At 71.9% G+C, this 17,781-nt stretch carries 18 protein-coding genes; 1 reads left to right on the plus strand and 17 read right to left on the minus strand.

Annotated elements, in window-relative coordinates:
• Nucleotides 1-4: 4 nt before the first annotated feature.
• The 8 genes from secF to pdxT form a co-directional block, all read right to left on the minus strand.
• The gene (secF, locus tag ABFT23_RS16805) at nucleotides 5-1,237 is read right to left on the minus strand and encodes a protein translocase subunit SecF (protein ID WP_347897233.1); all 1,233 of its coding nucleotides are present in this window, start codon (nucleotides 1,235-1,237) and stop codon (nucleotides 5-7) included.
• Nucleotides 1,237-3,126, minus strand: coding sequence for a protein translocase subunit SecD (gene secD / locus ABFT23_RS16810; RefSeq protein WP_347897235.1), 1,890 nt, complete (start codon nucleotides 3,124-3,126; stop codon nucleotides 1,237-1,239). Before secD ends, secF begins: the two co-directional genes overlap by 1 nt.
• A 3-nt stretch (nucleotides 3,127-3,129) precedes the next feature.
• The gene (yajC, locus tag ABFT23_RS16815) at nucleotides 3,130-3,462 is read right to left on the minus strand and encodes a preprotein translocase subunit YajC (protein WP_347897236.1); all 333 of its coding nucleotides are present in this window, start codon (nucleotides 3,460-3,462) and stop codon (nucleotides 3,130-3,132) included.
• Nucleotides 3,463-3,600: 138 nt separating this feature from the next.
• Complete coding sequence (gene ruvB / locus ABFT23_RS16820; protein WP_347897238.1) at nucleotides 3,601-4,665, minus strand: Holliday junction branch migration DNA helicase RuvB; 1,065 nt, start codon at nucleotides 4,663-4,665, stop codon at nucleotides 3,601-3,603.
• A 13-nt stretch (nucleotides 4,666-4,678) separates the two neighbouring features.
• Nucleotides 4,679-5,281 (minus strand): Holliday junction branch migration protein RuvA, encoded by a 603-nt coding sequence (ruvA, locus tag ABFT23_RS16825; protein ID WP_347897239.1) that lies wholly within the window; start codon nucleotides 5,279-5,281, stop codon nucleotides 4,679-4,681.
• Nucleotides 5,278-5,823 (minus strand): crossover junction endodeoxyribonuclease RuvC, encoded by a 546-nt coding sequence (gene ruvC, locus ABFT23_RS16830; RefSeq protein ID WP_347897960.1) that lies wholly within the window; start codon nucleotides 5,821-5,823, stop codon nucleotides 5,278-5,280. Before ruvC ends, ruvA begins: the two co-directional genes overlap by 4 nt.
• Before the next feature lie 213 nt (nucleotides 5,824-6,036).
• Nucleotides 6,037-6,810 carry a YebC/PmpR family DNA-binding transcriptional regulator gene (locus ABFT23_RS16835; RefSeq protein WP_347897241.1) on the minus strand — a complete coding sequence of 258 codons (774 nt, stop codon included), beginning with the start codon at nucleotides 6,808-6,810 and terminating at the stop codon, nucleotides 6,037-6,039.
• A 27-nt stretch (nucleotides 6,811-6,837) separates the two neighbouring features.
• Nucleotides 6,838-7,455 carry a pyridoxal 5'-phosphate synthase glutaminase subunit PdxT gene (gene pdxT / locus ABFT23_RS16840; RefSeq protein ID WP_347897242.1) on the minus strand — a complete coding sequence of 206 codons (618 nt, stop codon included), beginning with the start codon at nucleotides 7,453-7,455 and terminating at the stop codon, nucleotides 6,838-6,840.
• Between the two features lie 67 nt (nucleotides 7,456-7,522).
• On the opposite strand from pdxT, the gene ABFT23_RS16845 reads away from it, so the two are divergent.
• Nucleotides 7,523-8,947: a hypothetical protein gene (locus ABFT23_RS16845; RefSeq protein ID WP_347897244.1), complete on the plus strand. Its 1,425-nt coding sequence runs from the start codon at nucleotides 7,523-7,525 to the stop codon at nucleotides 8,945-8,947.
• Between the two features lie 18 nt (nucleotides 8,948-8,965).
• Here ABFT23_RS16845 and ABFT23_RS16850 read toward each other — a convergent pair whose 3' ends face one another.
• From ABFT23_RS16850 to ABFT23_RS16890, 9 genes are all read right to left on the minus strand, one after another.
• A complete protein-coding gene (locus tag ABFT23_RS16850; RefSeq protein WP_347897245.1) occupies nucleotides 8,966-10,333 on the minus strand; it encodes a signal peptidase I in 1,368 nt (455 codons plus the stop codon).
• A 14-nt stretch (nucleotides 10,334-10,347) separates the two neighbouring features.
• The gene (locus tag ABFT23_RS16855) at nucleotides 10,348-10,989 is read right to left on the minus strand and encodes a TasA family protein (protein ID WP_347897247.1); all 642 of its coding nucleotides are present in this window, start codon (nucleotides 10,987-10,989) and stop codon (nucleotides 10,348-10,350) included.
• A gap of 56 nt (nucleotides 10,990-11,045) precedes the next feature.
• Nucleotides 11,046-11,810: an LPXTG cell wall anchor domain-containing protein gene (locus ABFT23_RS16860; protein ID WP_347897249.1), complete on the minus strand. Its 765-nt coding sequence runs from the start codon at nucleotides 11,808-11,810 to the stop codon at nucleotides 11,046-11,048.
• Nucleotides 11,807-12,394, minus strand: a complete 588-nt coding sequence (locus tag ABFT23_RS16865; protein WP_347897251.1) for a signal peptidase I — start codon at nucleotides 12,392-12,394, stop codon at nucleotides 11,807-11,809. Before ABFT23_RS16865 ends, ABFT23_RS16860 begins: the two co-directional genes overlap by 4 nt.
• A 37-nt stretch (nucleotides 12,395-12,431) precedes the next feature.
• The gene (locus ABFT23_RS16870) at nucleotides 12,432-13,034 is read right to left on the minus strand and encodes an alternate-type signal peptide domain-containing protein (RefSeq protein WP_347897253.1); all 603 of its coding nucleotides are present in this window, start codon (nucleotides 13,032-13,034) and stop codon (nucleotides 12,432-12,434) included.
• Nucleotides 13,035-13,349: 315 nt separating this feature from the next.
• Entirely contained in the window at nucleotides 13,350-14,858 is a 1,509-nt protein-coding gene (locus ABFT23_RS16875; RefSeq protein ID WP_347897255.1) for a carboxylesterase/lipase family protein, read from the minus strand.
• A 44-nt stretch (nucleotides 14,859-14,902) separates the two neighbouring features.
• Nucleotides 14,903-15,799 (minus strand): pyridoxal 5'-phosphate synthase lyase subunit PdxS, encoded by an 897-nt coding sequence (gene pdxS / locus ABFT23_RS16880; protein ID WP_347897257.1) that lies wholly within the window; start codon nucleotides 15,797-15,799, stop codon nucleotides 14,903-14,905.
• An 18-nt stretch (nucleotides 15,800-15,817) separates the two neighbouring features.
• Nucleotides 15,818-16,531: a phosphatidylinositol phosphate synthase gene (pgsA, locus tag ABFT23_RS16885; protein WP_347897259.1), complete on the minus strand. Its 714-nt coding sequence runs from the start codon at nucleotides 16,529-16,531 to the stop codon at nucleotides 15,818-15,820.
• 47 nt (nucleotides 16,532-16,578) lie between these two features.
• Nucleotides 16,579-17,781, minus strand: coding sequence for an ROK family transcriptional regulator (locus ABFT23_RS16890; RefSeq protein WP_347897261.1), 1,203 nt, complete (start codon nucleotides 17,779-17,781; stop codon nucleotides 16,579-16,581).

Below are 17,781 nucleotides of genomic sequence, written 5' to 3' on the forward strand. Positions count from 1 at the left end.
GCGGCTACTTACCGCGCTTCGACTTGGGCTGGCGGCTGGGCTGCTTGCGGCCCGAGCTGCCGCTGCGCTCGACCGGCGCCCGGTTCTCGGGCACGGTGCGACCGCGACCCGGCTCGGAGGAGGTCGTGGGACGCGCCTTGGTGAGCGTCGGGGTGCCGCTGGCGCGCACCTCGTCGTCGTCGAGGTCGTCGCCGCCGTCGGGGTCGTCCTCGACGGGCATGTCCTCGACGAACGCCGGCACCGAGGCGTAGCGGTCGCCGGCCCGGGCCCGCGCCTTGGCACGGCGCTCGGCCAGCTTGACCTCGCTCTCGTTGGACTTCAGGTGCACGAGCACGCGCGGGGCGAGGATGACCGAGGAGTAGACACCGACCGCCATGCCCACGAACTGCGACAGCGCGAGGTCCTGGAGCGAGCTCGCACCGAGCTGGACGGCGCTGACCCAGAGGATGGCGCCGATGGGGATCAGCGCCACGATGCCGGTGTTGATCGAGCGCACGAGCGTCTGATTGACGGCGAGGTTGGCCGCCTCGGCGTAGGTCTGGCGGTTCTTGCGCATGTCGGCGGTGTTCTCGCGGATCTTGTCGAAGACGACGACGGTGTCGTAGAGCGAGAAGCCGAGGATCGCGAGCAGGCCGGTGACGGCGGCCGGGGTGACCTGGAAGCCGGAGAGCGCGTAGACGCCCATGGTGATGACGACGTCGTGCACGAGCGCGACGAGCGCGGCGATCGACATCTTCCACTCACGGAAGTAGAACGCGATGAAGATCAGCACCAGGACCAGGAAGACGATGACGCCGAGGATCGCGCGGTTGGCGATCTCCTGGCCCCAGCTGGCGCCGAGCTCGGAGGTGGTGACGTCGTCGTCGGGCACGTCGAGGACGGTCTGGATCGCGGCGCGGACCTGGTCGGTCTCCTGCGCGTCGAGCTCCTCGACCTGGACCAGGACCGAGTTGCCGGCCGTGGTCGTGGTGGCCTGCTCCGCAGCGGGGACGCCAGACTCGGCGACCGCGTCGCGGACCTCCTCGGCCAGCGTCTGGGAGGCGTTCTGGGCCGGCACGCGGAACTCGGTGCCGCCGGTGAACTCGATGCCGAAGTTGAGGCCCTTGACGAACAGCGCCACGAAGGCCAGCGCCACGATGCCGCCGGTGATGGCGTACCAGAGCGTGCGCCGGTGGACGAAGTCGTAGGACTTCCGACCGGTGTAGAGGTCGTTGCCGAGCCGTGATGCCTTGCCCATCAGGCCTTACCTCCAGCGGTCGCCGCGGTCTTCGTAGGTCGTGCAGGCTCGTCGGGTCGGTCGATGCCCAGGGTCTCGGGGCTGAGGCCCGAGAGCTTGCTGCCGGAGTTGAAGAAGTGGAACTTCGCCAGCCACGACACCATCGGCTTGGTGAACCAGAACAGGATCGCGAGGTCGACGATCGTGGTCAGGCCGAGCGCGAAGCCGAAGCCCTTCACCGCGCCGGTGGCGAAGATGTACAGCACCGCGGCCGAGAGCAGCGAGACGACCTGGGCGGCGAGTCGGGTGACCTTCGCGCGCTTCCAGCCGGTCTCGACCGCGACCCGCATCGACTTGCCCTCACGCATCTCGTCGCGGATGCGTTCGAAGAAGATGATGAAGGAGTCGGCGGTGACACCCACCGCGATGATGAGGCCCGCGATGCCGGGCAGGGTCAGCACGAAGCCGGCGGTCTCGCTGAGCAGCAGCACCAGCGCGTAGGACACGGCGGCGGCGGCGAGCAGCGAGGCGACGACCACGAGACCGAGGCCGCGGTAGTACAGCAGGCAGTAGATGAGCACGAGACCGAGGCCGAAGCCGCCGGCGATCATGCCGGCCGAGAGCTGGTCGCCGGCCAACGAGGGGCCGATGACCTCGGTGTTGGCGTCGAAGACGATCGGCAGCGAGCCGTACTTCAGGCTGGTCGAGAGGCTGCGCGCCTCGGACTCGGTGAAGTTGCCCGAGATCTGTGCGTCGCCGTTGGTGATCGGGTTCTCGAAGTAGGGCGCCGAGAGCACGACGCCGTCGAGCACCATCGCGAAGTTGTCGCCGTTCTGGCCCTTGCGCAACTGCGTGGACACGTCGGCGAACGCCTTCTGGCCGGCGCCGCCGATGTCGAGGAACACCGCGTAGTTGAACTGGTTCTGCGGGATGCCGTAGCTGGCGTCGTCGAGGTCGGTGCCCTGGATGACGGCCGGCGAGAGCAGGTACTTGATCGGGGGCTGGGCCGGGTTCTGCTCGCCGCGCGCCTCCGTGGCCGCCTCGCAGGCGACCAGGCCCTTGGTCGGGTCGTCGACCGGGGCGTCGGGGATCGAGGTGTCGCTCGGGTCGGCCTTGGCGAGCGTGCCGTCGTCGTTGCAGACATAGGCGTTGAAGAGGTCGTAGTCGGCCTGGCTGTAGCCGCCGTTCATGAACGCGATCGCCTCGTCGACGGGCACGACGGCGTTGGTGTCGAAGGCGGCTTCGTCCTCGCTCGGCGGCGAGGACGGCGTCGCACCGTCGGTGGGCGTGGCACCGTCGGTCGCGCCGTCGGTGGCGCCGTCGGTCGGCGCCGCGTCGGGAGCCGTCGGCGTCGTGGCCGGGGCCTCGGGCGTGCCGGTGCCGGTGCGGCCGAAGGGGGCCACGCGGGGCGCGGGCGTGCCGGTGGCCTCGGGGGCGTCGCCGGGGGCCGGCGTGCCGGTGGCGCTCGGCTCGGGGACCGGCACCTCCTCGGCGGGGGCGTCGGGCGCGAGCGGCTCGGTCGTGGCGCCGGCCGGCGGCTGGCAGCCACCGCGGGCCTCGGAGCAGGCGACGAGACGGAACCGGAGCTGGGCGGTGCGCTGCACGGTCTCGACGAGGTCGCGACGCGGGTCGCCGGGGATCTCGACGACGATGTTGCTGTCGGACGTCGTGACGTCGGCCTCGGAGACACCGGAGCCGTTGACACGCTGGTCGATGATCTGCCGCGCCTCGTTGAGGTTGTCGTCGCTCGGGTTGCCCTGCGACTGCAGGGTGATCCGGGTGCCGCCCTGCAGGTCGAGACCCAGGGTCGGCTTCCAGGAGCCGGCCAGGGCCACGAGGCCGTAGAGGATGCCGACGCCGAGGAGGAACACCACGAGGGTGCGTCCGGGTCGGGCCTTGCTCTTCGCCACGGGTCAGCTCTCCTCGGGGGTCTTGTCCAGGCGGGGCCTGGACTCGGTGTCAGGCTCGGGCTCCTCGCTCGGCGCCGACGTGGGGTCGGGGCCGGCGATCGCGCCACGAGCGATCGTCACGATGGTGCCGGGTGCCAGCTCGATCTCGGCGCGGTCGTCGTGCAGGACCAGGAGCGTGCCGTAGAAGCCGGAGGTGGTCATGACGCGGTCGCCGACGGCGAGGGCGGCCTGCATGGTGCGCATCTCCCGCTGCCGCCGCGAGGCGGGTCGGATGACCAGCAACCAGAAGACGAGCAGGATGCCCAGCAGGGGCAAGAGCGGGACGAGCCCTTCCACGAACGAGACCTCTCAACAGTCGAGCAGGAGCACAGGACGACGGAGCGCCGTCCGGCCGACGGGCAAGTCTAGCCGCGAGGGTGGTCCCGAGGACCAATTCCCGCGTCTCGTGAGCGAGCCGCCAGCATGCCCAACGTGTCAGGCCTCGAAGAGAGTTCCCTCGTCGGCGGGTCGAGGGGGCGTGAGACCGAGGTGCTGCCACGCCGCCGGGGTGGCGATGCGGCCGCGGGGCGTCCGGGCCAGGAAGCCCAGGCGCACGAGGAACGGCTCGGCCACCTCCTCCACCGTCTCTCGCTCCTCGCCCACGGCGACGGCGAGCGTCGAGACGCCGACCGGTCCCCCGCCGAAGCGGCGGCACAGGACGTCGATGACCGCGCGGTCGAGCCGGTCGAGGCCGAGCGGGTCGACCTCGTAGAGGTCGAGGGTGCGGTGGGCGACGTCGAGGGTGACGACGCCGTCGGCGCGGACCTGGGCGTAGTCGCGCACCCGGCGCAGCAGGCGGTTGGCGATGCGCGGGGTGCCGCGCGAGCGCGAGGCGATCTCGGCCGAGCCCTCGTCGGTGAGCTCGACGCCGAGCAGCGCGGCCGAGCGGTGCACGATGAGGTCGAGCTCGGCGGGGTCGTAGAACTCGAGGTGCGCGGTGAAGCCGAACCGGTCGCGCAGCGGGCCCGGTAGCAGCCCGGCGCGCGTGGTGGCGCCGACGAGCGTGAACGGCGGGATCTCGAGCGGGATCGCCGTGGCGCCAGGGCCCTTGCCGATGACCACGTCGACGCGGAAGTCCTCCATGGCGAGGTAGAGCATCTCCTCGGCCGGTCGGCTCATCCGGTGGATCTCGTCGATGAAGAGCACGTCGCCCTCGTTGAGCCCGGACAGGATGGCGGCCAGGTCGCCGGCGTGCGTGATCGCCGGCCCGCTCGTCAGACGCAGGGGCATGGTGAGCTCGGCGGCGATGATCATGGCCAGGGTGGTCTTGCCGAGACCCGGCGGGCCCGACAGCAGCACGTGGTCGGGCGCGCGTCCGCGGCCCTTGGCGGCGTCGAGCACCAGGCCGAGCTGCTCGCGCACCCGGGTCTGGCCGACGACCTCGTCGAGGGTGCGCGGGCGCAGCGCGGCCTCGATGGCGCGTTCGTCGCCCTCGGCCTCGGCCGCGGTGAGCGAGCGGAGATGGGCCTCCTCCGCGACGTCGAGATCGTCGTCGTGCATGGCAGCGAGCCTGTCAGGCCTTGCTCAGCGTGCGGAGCGCGGCCCGCAGCAGGGCACCGACGTCGGGCTGGTCGCCGGCCTGGTCGGCGACGGCGTCCACGGCCTTGTCGGCGTCCTTGGCCGACCAGCCCAGCCCCACGAGGCCACCGTGCACCTGCTCGCGCCAGGCCTCGGACGGCGCCGCGACCGGCAGCCCTGCGGTCCGGCTGCCGACGGGCGCGCCGATGCGGTCCTTGAGCTCGAGGATGATGCGCTGCGCGCCCTTCTGGCCGATGCCGGGCACCCGCGTGAGGGTCTTGACGTCGTCGGAGGAGATGGCGCGGCGCAGGTCGTCGGGGCTGAGGACGGCGGTGATCGCCTGGGCCACCTTCGGCCCGACGCCGGAGGCGGTCTGCACCAGCTCGAAGATCGACTTCTCGTCGTCGTCGACGAAGCCGAACAGCGTCAGGGAGTCCTCGCGGACCACCATGCTGGTGGGCAGCGTGGCCTGCTGGCCGGTGCGCAGCGTGGCCAGCGTGCCGGGGCTGCAGAGCACCTCGAGCCCGACGCCGCCGACGTCGACGACGGCGCTGGTGAGGTGCACGGCGGCCACCTGGCCGCGGACGTAGGCGATCATCGGGGACTCCTCGAGGCAGCCGCGGCGGCGCGCAGCCGCGACTTCTGCTGGGCGAGTGCGGCGTCGATGCGCGACTGCGCTCCCCCGCGCCAGATGTGGGTGATGGCGAGCGCCAGGGCGTCGGCGGCGTCGGCCGGCTTGGGCGCGGCGTCGAGCCGCAGGATGCGGGTGATCATCGCGCCGACCTGGGCCTTGTCGGCGCGGCCGTTGCCGGAGACCGCGGCCTTGACCTCGCTCGGTGTGTGCAGCGCGACCGGCAGCCCGCGCCGGGCCGCGCAGACCAGCGCGATGCCGCTGGCCTGGGCGGTGCCCATGACGGTGGAGACGTCGGAGCGGGCGAAGACCCGCTCGACGGCGACGGCGTCGGGGCGGTGCTCCTCGATCCAGGCGTCGATGCCCTTCTCGATGGTCACCAGCCGCTCGGCCACCGGCAGCGTCGACGTCGTGCGCAGCACGTTGACGTCGACGAGGGTGAGCGGCCGGCCGACCGAGCCCTCGACGACGCCCATGCCGCACCGGGTCAGCCCGGGGTCGATGCCCAGCACGCGCACCTGCAGGTCCTCTCGACGTCGAACGTGTGTTCGGAGAACGTTACGACGTCGACGGCCCGCCGTGTGCGCGACACGCAGGGTCGACGCTGGTCGAGGTGCGACGAGCTCTGCGAGGAGCCTCGAGACCACCCGGCCCTGCTCGGCTCGGGCATCCAGGTCCGGTGATCTCGAGGTTCGCTCCGCTCGCACCTCGATCACCGTGGGTCAGGCGTCGGCGTCCTCGAGCTCGGCCATGACCTCGTCGGGGACGTCGAAGTTGGCGAACAGGTTCTGGACGTCGTCGAGGTCCTCGAGCACGTCGATGAGCTTGAACAGCTTGGCGGCGCCGTCGGCGTCGAGCTCGACCTTGTTGTCGGGCACGAACGAGGCGTCGGCGGAGTCGTAGTCGATGCCGGCGGCCTGCAGCGCGGTGCGGACGGCGACGAGGTCGCTGCTCTCGGAGATGACCTCGAGCGCGTCGCCGAGCACGTTGACCTCGTCGGCGCCGGCCTCGAGCGTGGCCTCGAGGACGTCGTCCTCGGAGACGGTCTTGCCGTCCTGGTCGACCGGCACGAGCACGACGCCCTTGCGGTTGAACAGGAACGAGACCGAGCCGGGGTCGGCGAGTGAGCCGCCGTTGCGGCTCATGGCGGTGCGGACCTCCATGGCGGCGCGGTTCTTGTTGTCGGTGAGGCACTCGATGAGGATCGCGACGCCGGCCGGGCCGTAGCCCTCGTACATGATGGTCTGGTAGTCGGCGCCGCCGGTCTCGGCGCCGGAGCCGCGCTTGACCGCGCGTTCGATGTTGTCCTTGGTGACCGACGACTTCTTCGCCTTCTGGATGGCGTCGAAGAGCGTGGGGTTGCCCGCGGGGTCTCCCCCGCCCATGCGCGCCGCGACCTCGATGTTCTTGATGAGCTTCGCGGTCATCTTGCTGCGCTTGGAGTCGAGCGCGGCCTTCTTGTGCTTCGTGGTCGCCCACTTGGAGTGCCCGGACATGCGTTCCTCTTCCGATCTACGTCTGCGTCAGGAGGTCTGGGTGACGGTCTGGGTCACGAGATCCACGAACAGGCCGTGGACCCGGTGGTCGTCGCCGACCTCGGGGTGGAAGGACGCCGCAAGCAGCGGTCCCTGTCGCACCATGACGATCCTATCGAGGACCCCGTGCGGCGTGGCCACCTCGACCCGCGCGAGCACCTCGACCCCTTTCCCGACGGCCTCGACCCACGGTGCGCGGATGAACACACCGTGCACAGGCGCGTCGAGCCCGCGCACCGTGACGGGTCCCTCGAAGGAGTCGGTCTGGCGCCCGAAGGCGTTGCGGCGCACGGTGACGTCGAGCCCGCCGATCGTCTCCTGGCCGGCGGCGCCGTCGAGGATGCGGTCGGCGAGCAGGATCATCCCGGCGCAGGTACCGAGCACCGGCAAGCCGTCCCGCACCGCGGCGCGCAGCGGCTCGAGCAGGTCGAAGGTCCGGGCGAGGCGGGCGATGGTCGTCGACTCACCGCCGGGCAGCACCAGGCCGTCGACGGCGGCGAGCTCGGCTGGACGCCGGACGGCGACGGCCTCGACGCCCAGAGCGGTCAGCGCACGCAGGTGCTCGCGCACGTCGCCCTGCAGGGCGAGGACACCGATCACCGTCACCCGGGTGATCGTAGGCAGGGGCTCGCGGTCACCCGATGGTGGGCGAGCCGTGACCTACGCTGCGCGCGTGAGGTCCATCGGAGTCCTGGCCCGCGTCATCCCGGCCGTGGCCGTGATGGCGACGATCGGCGTCGTCGCGTGGCTCGTCGTCCCGCGCCTCGACCTCGGCGGCGACGACGGGGTCGAGGTGGGCGAGCCGGTCGACGTCGACGAGTGGCCCGAGGAGCTGCGCCCGTTCGTGGAGTTCGTCGAGGAGGAGCGCGACCTGCGCTTCCTCGAGGTGGTCGACGTCGAGCTCATGAAGGACAAGGCGTTCGAGCAGGCCGTCACCGACGACGAGGAGCTCACCGACGAGGACCGCGACGAGATCGAGCAGGCCCAGGAGCAGTTCCGCGCCCTCGGTCTCGTCGGACCCGACGTCGACCTGTACGCCGAGTCGCAGCGCCTGCAGGGCGCCGGCGTCGTCGGCTTCTACTCCTTCGACGACCGCGACATCAAGGTCCGCGGCACGGAGCTGACACCCTCGACGCGCGCGACGCTGGTGCACGAGCTCGTGCACGCCCTGCAGGACCAGCACTTCGACATCAGCGACCGTGCCGAGGAGCTGAGCGAGAGGGAGGACGGCTCGTCGACGGCGTTCCGTGCGCTCGTCGAGGGCGACGCCTCGCGGGTCGGGACGGCGTGGAAGGCGCAGCTCGACGACGAGGAGAAGGCGGCGCTGGAGAAGGAGACCACCGCTGAGACCGAGGCGTTCGAGTCGGCCTCCGCCGACATCCCGCCGGTGCTCGTCGCGCTCCTCGGGGCGCCGTACGCCCTGGGCGAGACGATGGTCGACCTCGCCGTGGCCCTCGACGACGTCGCCGCCCTCGACGGGCTCTTCGACGCACCGCCCACCACCGAGGAGGAGATCCTCGACCCTTGGGTGCTGCTGCGCGACCAGGACGCCGCCGAGCCGGTCGACGTCGACGTCCCGGAGACCGGGGAGGGCGAGGAGCAGACCGACTCCGGGCCCTTCGGCGCGTTCGGCTGGTACGTCGTGCTCGCCCAACGCGTCGACGTCGCCACGGCTCTGGAGGCCGCCGACGGCTGGGGCGGCGACGCCTACTCGGCCTTCGAGCGCGACGGAGGGACCTGCCTGCGCATCGCCTACCGCGGCGACACCCCGCAGGACGTCGACCAGATGGCCGCCGCGCTCGAGGAGTGGATCGCCGACAGCCCCGACACCGCGCTGCTGCAGCGCACCGACGACGGCCTCACCTTCGCCTCCTGCGAGTCGGGCGAGACGCCGCCGTCCGGCAGGGCCGACGAGATCATCTCGTTGCCCGCCATCCGCACCACGCTCACGACGCAGCTGGTCGACAGCGGCGCGCCCGACGACGTCGCGCGGTGCTTCGCCACCCGTGCCGTGCAGGAGCTCACCATCGCCGAGCTGAGCTCCAGCGACCCCGCCGACGCGGAGAAGTTCCAGAGATTGGCCGTGCAGTGCCGTTGATCCAGGCTCTGCGGCCCGTCAGTTGTTGAAGGTGAAGGGCGCCGCGACGCGGCTGTTGCCGAACGAGTCGGTCAGCCGGATCAGCAGGGTCCAGTTCTGCGTCACACCCGTGGCGGCCGGCGGGTAGGCAATGGCCCGGAGCCCGGGCACGGACCACGTGGCCGTGCCGTTCATCTGGTTGAAGGTCGGACAGGCGTTGTTCGTGGCGGCACCGTAGGACAAGCCGTTCCAGCACTCGTAGGCCGTCTGGCCTGCGGCGGTCCGCTGTCGCAGGAGGCTGTACTCCATCAGGGCGACGGCGCCACCGCCGGTGTCCGTCGCGGTGCCGCAGGCGAGCTGGTCGATGCCGCACGCGGTCGTCGTCAGGACCGGGGTGTTGATCGAGCCGCCCGGCGCGACGACGTCCGGCGTGTAGGGCCTCCGCGTGGCGGACTCCGCCGTCCAGTTCGCGGCGTACTTGGCACGGACCGCGTAGTAGTAGGTGGTGACGGACGTGGCCGTCGGCGGCTTCGGCTCGGTGCAGCTGGTGGTGGTGACATCGGCGCAGACCACCGTGCCTGTCCCGCCACTGGCCTGGGCGTAGCGGACGACGTCGTACGCCTGCGCCGTGGTCCCGCCGACCCCGACGGAAGTCCACGAGATCGGCGCCGCACCCGTGCCGGTCTGCTGCGTGATGACCGCCGGCTGCCCCGGTGTCGCGACGGTCGCGGACCCGAAGGTGCCCGTCGTGACGGCCGCACTGTCAGTGAAGCTGGCCCAGGTGCCGCTCGTGCGGGCCAGCACGGTCCCGGCGCTGGCCGCGACGGCGAGCACCGCCACCCCGACGACGAGTCGGCGACTCCCTCGCGTCGCGGCTGCGCCCCGATGACGGGGGGCTGCCCGTGGGCCACGCTGTCGGTCGGGCCGATCGTCGTCCAGCTCGTCGTCCTCGTCGGGCCGCGAACCGGTGAGCAGGAAGAGCATCAGGCTGAGTGCGCCGAGGGCGACCAGTCCCGGCGGGGTGAGGAGGTGAGCGACGACGTAACCGCCCCACGGCGCAGACGCCACGACGCGCTCGGCGGAGTCGACCACGTAGAGCTCGGCGTCGGGACGCTCGTTGGCGTCGCCCTGGAGGACGAGGGTCGCCTCGTCACCACGCAGCGTCGTCTCGACCACGCGGTGGGTGACCCGCTCACCGTTCGACGCCGTCACGCTGACGACGTCGCCCACGTGGATGTCGACGGCGTCGACGGTGCGGGACAGGGCAATGCCGCCGGTGGGGATGTCGGGAGACATGGAGCCTGACCGGAAGACGAGGAACCCGAAACCCCCGATAGCAACGGCGATGCCGGCGGCGATGGCGACGAGTCCGGTGGATGCACCGAGCCACAGGACGGCCTCGCGCAAGCGGTGACCCACGATCAGGCACCGACCTGCTTGGCGTCGAACAGGAGCTGTGCGTTGCCGGCCTTGTTCTGCAGGGCGTTCGGCGCCTGGAAGTTCAGTCGGGCGATCACGCACACGTTCTCCGACGCACCGGGAGCGAGCGCCCGGTTGCTGGCCAGCGTCGCAGCGGTGGCGTTAAGCAGCGTGGTGTTGGCGTCGGTCGCCGTCGTCGACCCGCAGGCACCCGTCCGATTGCCGGCGGTCGACGTGCCGCTGTTCGTCGCGGTGGTCCCGAAGACGACGAGGTACTGGAGCCCGTTGGCGACGGCCAAGTCCCCGGAACCCGTCCCGGTGAGGTTGTAGGTCAGCGGCGTAGTTCCCACGTTGGCGATCGGGAACGAGGCGGCCACACTTTCACCCGGGGTGATGTTGGCCAGTGCGAGGTTGGCGATCGCCGTGGTGCCGCCCTGACCGCTGAGCTGTCCGTTGACGGTGATGTCGAGCGTGCCGGAGGTGAAGCCGCCGGCGTTGACGGTGGCTGAGTCGGTCCAGAACGCGAAGGTGCCCTGCACGCTCATGCCGGAGGCAAGCACGGCCACGGCGCCGAGCGCCAGCATCGCGCGCGTTCGACCCGACCGACGACGGCGGCGCGGGGTCGCAGCGCGGTGGTTGCTCATCTCGTTCTCCTGGGTGGGGGGTGGCTGGGGGGCCAGGTGGAGCGTCGGTCCCGACGCTACGGACGGCCGTTCAAGCCGGGCTCAAGTGCGATGGCGCCGTTGCTCAAGATCGGCTCAACGGCTGCGGTCGCGGGGTGGTCGTCGTCCTCGCGGCGACGCCGGACGACGAGGTAGCCGCCGGTACCGATCAGCAGCACCGCCAGCGGCGGGAGCCAGGGTGGGACCACGGAACCGGTGCCGGGGAGCAGGCCTCCTCCGCCGGGGCCGCCGCTCGCGCCGGTGCCGTCAACGCCCCCGTCGCCGTCACCGTTGCCGGTGCCGCCTCCGGGAGAGACGACGTCGGCGTCGACGAGCGTGGCCCGGAGGTCGAGGTCGGTGCCGAGCACCATGGTGCCGTTGGGGGCGGCCCAGTCGAGGCCGACGCGCACCTCGACGGGGAGGGGCACGCCGGGCTCGAGGTCCGACGTGTCGAGACGGTGGGTGCCGGTGTCGGACACCGTGGTCCAGCTGCCGTCACCGGTACGGGCCGAGACGTGCAGCCAGCCGGTCTCGATGAGGGAGTCGCGGCGGGTGCGGAGCAGGTCGATGGTGAGGTGGCCGCGGTCGGACCGCTGGTTGCGCACCCAGAACGTCGCCGTGCGGACGTCGCCGGGCACCCAGCGCACCTGAGGATCGAACAGCGGGCGGTCGACGTCGTCGGACCAGTGGATGCCGTCGCGGCTCACGCCGAGCGGCTGGTCGCCGTCCGCCCGGGCCGGAGCTGGGGCGAGGGCGAGCGAGGCGATCGCGGCGGCGACAGCGACGCGTCCGACGACGGTCATGCGGACCTCCGGCGGCGGTGCCGGTCACGTGCGCCGCCGGCGAACATCGCTCCGGCGTACAGCGCGAGGCCTCCGGCCACGGTGTAGACGAGCAGCTGACGCTCGTGCCCGTTGAGCAGCGCGTTGAGGCGACCGAGGTGGGGAACGGAGTACCACCGCTCGCCGCGGACCTGCTCGTGCCGGACCCACTTCGGGTCGGGCGTGGAGTTCGCGTCTCCCTGCGTCTGGAACTCGAGCTCGCCCTGCATCGTGCTGCGAACCGCCACGACGCGGTGCGTGACGACGGTCGGCTTGCCGGACTCGAGCTGGTAGGTGACGACGGTGCCGATGGCGATGTCGGTCGGGTCGACCGGCTTGGCCACCACGAGCGTGCCGGGCGGCATGCCCGGCTGCATCGACCCGGTCAGGACCGTGTAGGGCGTGGCTCCGCCCAGGCGCGGCACCAGCACGGTGGCGGCGAGGACGAACGCAGCGGCCAGGATCAGCATCCAGGCGACGATGCGCACGATCCATCGCACCGGGCCGTCACCGGTCGAGGGCGATGCCTCGGCGCGGTGACGGCTCGGGGCCACAAGGGTCGACATGATGTCGGGTTCTCAGACTCGGAGGAGACTCAGCCGATCACGGGTTGGGGTTGGTCTGGGCGACCGAGACGGTCAGACCGGCCAGCGCCGCGTTGATGCTCTTGGTGTCGTTGGCGTTGACCTTCGGCGTGCCCGTCTCGTTGGTGCCGAACGGGATCGTGGCCAGGAACGTCGCGGTCAGCGTGCCGTTGTTGTCGGCCGAGGTGATCGTGCCGCCGTTGGCGATCGCGCGCGGCGTGGTCACGCCCGACAGCGCGTAGGTGGCACCGAGGTCGATCGAGAAGGACGCCGCGGCGGGCGTCGTGGTGACCGGCACGGTGGCCGGCGCGGTGACCGCGGCGCTCAGGTTGTCACCGGTGGCGGCGATCTTGAACGTGCACTTCTTGGTGACCTTGTCGCCAGGGACGAAGAGGACGACGGTCTGGCCGGCCTTGGCCGAGCCCGTGGCGTAGACCCAGTTGGTGTCGCAGGCCTGGGTGTTGGGCGCGACGACGAGCGGCGTGATGCCGAGCGTGCCGGAGTTGATCGAACCGCCCTGCACGGTGGCGGTGTCGGTCCAGAACGCCAGCGTGCCCGCACCACCGGCGAGCAGGACGGCGGCGGCGGAGGCGGCGAGAGCACCCTTGGTGGTCTTGTTCATGTCGGTTCCTTGTGGAGGGAGCGAGGCACCGGCGCGCGCGGGCCCTCCACGACGGGCGACGGACCGGCTCAGCCGGCTCGTCGAGGTGGGGGGAACCGTCGACGTACTGGAAACACTCGGGGGGACGCCACCCGGTCGGACGACCGGCGGCCGACGAGGACTTCGTCCTCGTGTTCGTTGGTGGTGCTATTCAATTCGACGAGCGTCAAGGCACGCTCAGGGCAGATCCGACGTCACCTCAAGATGACCTCAAGTCAGGAGTACCCCGTTTGAGGAATGTCCAGACGGGTGCGCGGAGTAGTCACTGATGACTAGTCAGCCGCCGCCGGCGGACCCACGTCGCAGGTCGAGGGCGACACGGAGCAGGCTGAGTCGCTCGAGGTGCGGCTCCTCGGTCTCCGGCACGAGCTGCCCGGGCTTGAGGAGCAGGAAGGCCGACGGCTGCTGGCTCGTCGCGCGCGGCCACGGCGTCGCGCCATCGACCTCGGGCCGACCCGTGCGGGCGAAGGCGACCCAGTAGTCGGCGACCTCGTCGGCGAGCCGGGCGTCGTAGCGGGCGCCCGGCTGGTCGAACACGTAGGGCAGCTCGGCACCGTGGCCGGAGTAGGTGCTGCCTCGGAAGACGTAGCGGTAGGTCGGGGCGCGTCCGGCGTGGTTCATCGCCCGCTCGACGCTGGGCAGCGCGAAGACGAGGTCGTTGAGCACCGAGCTGTCGTAGTCGTCGCCGTAGGCGTCGACCAGCGCCTCGTGGCCGGCGGCCGTCTCCCCCAGGCTGTCGCGCAGCGCGCCGGCATCGACCCCGAAGCTGCGGAAGGCGATGTCGTTGAACTCCTCGCTGGTCGTGCCGACCAGGTAGGGCACGCGCTGCTCTCGACCGGCCCGGAACGCATCGACCGAGGACTGCGGCAGCACCCGGTCGAGGACGGGCGCGTCGCCCCCCAGCGTGTTGAAGGTCGACGACAGCAGCCGATCGGCGGGGAGCGACCGGAGCTCCTCGACCGACCCGGCCGGGAGCAGGCGGGCCTCGCGACGGGCGATCTCGGCGATCGGGCGCGCCTGGACGTCGCTCGGTGCCGACTGCGAGATGGCCCGTTCGAACAGGCCCTCGGCGGCCGGCGAGGCCATCAGCGCGTTGACCGACATCGCGCCCGCCGAGCTGCCGACGAGCGTGACGTTGCGCGCGTCGCCACCGAAGCCCGCGGCGTTGGCGCGCACCCACTCGAGTGCGGCGACCTGGTCGAGCAGACCGAAGTTGCCGACGTCCTGCTCGAGGGCGGGGTGGGCGAAGAACCCGAGCCGACCCAGTCGGTAGTTGACGCTGACGAGCACGATCCCCCGCTCGACGAGCGCACCGCTGGCGGCGATGGCCGACACCCCGCTGCCGCCGAAGAAGCCACCGCCGTGCAGCCACACCACGACGGGCAGGTCGCGGCTGTCGTCGTCGGGGCGGGAGACGTTCAGGTAGAGGCAGTCCTCCGAGGACCCCGTGCGCTGGGTGAGCACGGCCTGGCCGAACCGGTACCGGTCGGGCTGCACGCAGTCGGCTCCGTACCGGTCGGCGTCGCGCACCCGGCTCCACGGCTCGACCGGCTCGGGAGGCCGCCACCGCAGGTCGCCGGTCGGCGGGGCCGCGTAGGGCAGTCCGAGCCAGGTGCGGACGCGGCCGTCAGCGAGCCCGCGCACCGGTCCGGACGTCGTCGTGACGACGCCGGCCAGGGCCTCGGTCCGCGACCCGTCGGGCCCCGCGCCGTCCGGGTCGTCGCTGGGGCCCGCCCCGGCCAGCACCGTGACGGCGAACGCCACCGTCACCGCGACCGCGGCCACGGTGGCGCCGACGACGCCCCGGGCCGGGGCGGTGACGATCAGGGCTACCAGCCGCGCTCGGCGAGCCGGTGCGGCTGGGGGATCTCGTCGACGTTGAGGCCGACCATAGCCTCGCCGAGGCCGCGCGAGACCTTGGCGACCATGTCGGGGTCGTCGTGGAACGTGGTGGCCTTGACGATGGCCTCGGCCCGCTGCGCGGGGTTGCCGGACTTGAAGATGCCCGAGCCCACGAAAACGCCCTGGGCGCCGAGCTGCATCATCATCGCGGCGTCGGCCGGGGTGGCGATGCCGCCGGCGGTGAAGAGCACGACGGGCAGCGCGCCGGTGGTGGCGACCTCCTTGACGAGGTCGTAGGGGGCCTGCAGCTCCTTGGCGGCGACGTAGAGCTCGTCGCCCTCGAGCGCGGCCAGGCGGCGCAGCTCGCCGCGGATGGTGCGCATGTGGGTGACGGCGTTGGACACGTCGCCGGTGCCGGCCTCGCCCTTGGAGCGGATCATCGCCGCGCCCTCGGTGATGCGGCGCAGCGCCTCGCCGAGGTTGGTCGCCCCGCACACGAACGGCACGGTGAAGGCCCACTTGTCGATGTGGTTGGCGTAGTCGGCCGGGGTGAGGACCTCGGACTCGTCGATGTAGTCGACGCCGAGGCTCTGCAGCACCTGCGCCTCGGCGAAGTGACCGATGCGGGCCTTGGCCATCACCGGGATCGAGACGGCCTCGATGATGCCGTCGATCATGTCGGGGTCGCTCATGCGCGACACGCCGCCCTGGGCGCGGATGTCGGCCGGCACGCGCTCGAGCGCCATGACGGCGACCGCGCCGGCGTCCTCGGCGATCTTGGCCTGGTCGGGCGTGACGACGTCCATGATGACGCCGCCCTTGAGCATCTCGGCCATGCCCCGCTTGACGCGCGTCGTGCCGGTGCCGGTGGTCTCGCTGGTCATGGCCAGATCGTAGGCGGGTCAGTCGGTGGGGGCCGATTCGGCGGACGGCGGAGCGGGGGCCGCCACCACGGCGTCCGGCTGCGCGTCCGTCTGCGCGGCGGCCTCGCGGTCGAGCACGACCGCCTGGGCGTGCACCTTCCGGATGCGGAACACGACGGTGTAGGTGTTGGCGAAGGCCAGGACCCACAGCGTCACGAACATCAGGATCGGCAGGTCGAACAGGGCCCCGAGGCCGGTCATCACCAGGATCGAGACGAGGCGGTCGGCCCGCTCGGCGATGCCGCCCTTCGCGTCCATCCCGAGCGACTCGGCGCGGGCCCGGGCGTAGGAGGTGACCGAGCCGAGCACCAGGCAGTACAGCGAGACGCACAGGTAGACGTAGGAGTCGCCGGGACCGGCGAAGTAGAGGGCGAGACCACCGAAGATGGCGCCGTCGCCGAACCGGTCGAGGGTCGAGTCCCAGAAGGCCCCGAACTTGGACTTGCGGCCGAGCTCGCGCGCCATCTTGCCGTCGATGAGGTCGCTGAAGACGAACGCGGTGATGAACAGGACGCCGGTGAGCAGCTCGCCCATCGGGAAGAACACCAGCGCGCCGGCACAGACGCCGACGGTGCCGACGAAGGTGACCGTGTCGGGGCTGATGCCCATCTTGATGAAGAGCCGGACGAACGGCAGGAGCACGACGCCCTGCCAGAAGTCCTTGAACCGGTCGAGGGCACTCGTCTGCAGCACGCGGAGCAGGCTAGGCCATGGCTCCCGTGGGCCTCGAGGTCGTGCGGTCAGGCGTGGGTGGTGGCCGGTAGCTCGGCGACCGCCTGCGGGTCGTCGAGGGCCGCGGCGAAGGCGAGCTCGGCGGCCCCGATCAGCGGCGACTCCCCCTGCAGCTGGGCGGGGGCGATGGTCACCTCGGTGAACGGCGCCAGCAGCGCCGTGCGCTCGACGGCCGCGGTGACCCGGCTCGACGCGACGCTCCAGACCTGGGCCAGGTTGCCGCCGAGCACGATGACGTCGGGGTTGAACATGTTGATCAGCCCGCGCAGGCCCAGCCCGAGCCAGTCGGCGACGTCGTCGAGGGCCTCGGCGGCGCGGGTCTCCCCGGCGCGCGCGGCCTCGATGACCTCGGCGACCGCGTCGGGGCCGCCGCCGGGCAGGCGTCCGGCGAGCTGGAGCAGCTGGTTCTCGCCGACCCGCATCTCCCAGCACCCGGTGGCGCCGCAGCGACAGACGGGTCCGGTGCTGTCGATCTGCATGTGCCCGACCTCGCCGGCGTAGCCCCGCGAACCGGCCAACGGCACGCCGTCGACGAGGAAGCCCCCACCGATGCCGACCGAGCCGGCGACGTAGGCCGCGTGGCGGTAGCCGACGGCGGCGCCGCGCAGGTGCTCGGCCAGGACGCCGAGGTTGGCGTCGTTGCCGGTGAGCACCGGACGCCCGAGCCGCGCCGCGAGCAGCTCGGTGAAGGGCTCGCCGATCCAGCCGAGGTTGGGGGCGAACTGCACGAGCCCGTCCTCGGCCCGCACGGCGCCGGCCACGGCGACCCCGATGCCGAGGCAGCGCGCGGGCGCGGCCCAGGCGAGCAGGTCGTCGACCATCTGGGCGACGGAGTCGACGACGTGGGCGACGTCGTGCTCACCGCGCTGGTGCAGCCGGGCACGCCGCTCGAGCACCGCGCCGCCGAGGGCGACGACGGCGGCCGAGAGCCGGTCGACGCCCAGGTCGACGGCCACGACGACGTTGTCGGCGCGCGGCACGACCAGGTGCGAGGGTCGCCCGGAGCGGCCGGCGACGGCGGCGACCTCCTCCGAGACCAGGCCGAGACCCTGGAGCTCGGAGGTCAGGCCGCCGATCGTGCTGCGGTTGAGCCCGAGCTGCTGGGTGAGCACCGCCCGGGTAGTGGGACCCCGAGTGTGGACGGTCTGCACGATCGTGCGCAGGTTCGCGCGACGCAGCTCGTCGGTGCCGACCCCAGTCGGCGTGGGCAT

This window comes from Nocardioides secundeburneus (assembly GCF_039939255.1).
Taxonomy (GTDB): domain Bacteria; phylum Actinomycetota; class Actinomycetes; order Propionibacteriales; family Nocardioidaceae; genus Nocardioides.

Bases quoted from the DNA above. Each gene is read 5' to 3' on its own strand.
- ABFT23_RS16870 (WP_347897253.1), bottom strand. From the start codon at position 13,034: ATGAACAAGACCACCAAGGGTGCTCTCGCCGCCTCCGCCGCCGCCGTC.
- ruvA (WP_347897239.1), bottom strand. From the start codon at position 5,281: ATGATCGCCTACGTCCGCGGCCAGGTGGCCGCCGTGCACCTCACCAGC.
- ABFT23_RS16855 (WP_347897247.1), bottom strand. From the start codon at position 10,989: ATGAGCAACCACCGCGCTGCGACCCCGCGCCGCCGTCGTCGGTCGGGT.
- ABFT23_RS16860 (WP_347897249.1), bottom strand. From the start codon at position 11,810: ATGACCGTCGTCGGACGCGTCGCTGTCGCCGCCGCGATCGCCTCGCTC.
- ABFT23_RS16835 (WP_347897241.1), bottom strand. From the start codon at position 6,810: ATGTCCGGGCACTCCAAGTGGGCGACCACGAAGCACAAGAAGGCCGCG.
- ABFT23_RS16890 (WP_347897261.1), bottom strand. From the start codon at position 17,781: ATGCCCACGCCGACTGGGGTCGGCACCGACGAGCTGCGTCGCGCGAAC.
- ABFT23_RS16865 (WP_347897251.1), bottom strand. From the start codon at position 12,394: ATGTCGACCCTTGTGGCCCCGAGCCGTCACCGCGCCGAGGCATCGCCC.
- pdxS (WP_347897257.1), bottom strand. From the start codon at position 15,799: ATGACCAGCGAGACCACCGGCACCGGCACGACGCGCGTCAAGCGGGGC.
- secF (WP_347897233.1), bottom strand. From the start codon at position 1,237: ATGGGCAAGGCATCACGGCTCGGCAACGACCTCTACACCGGTCGGAAG.
- ruvB (WP_347897238.1), bottom strand. From the start codon at position 4,665: ATGCACGACGACGATCTCGACGTCGCGGAGGAGGCCCATCTCCGCTCG.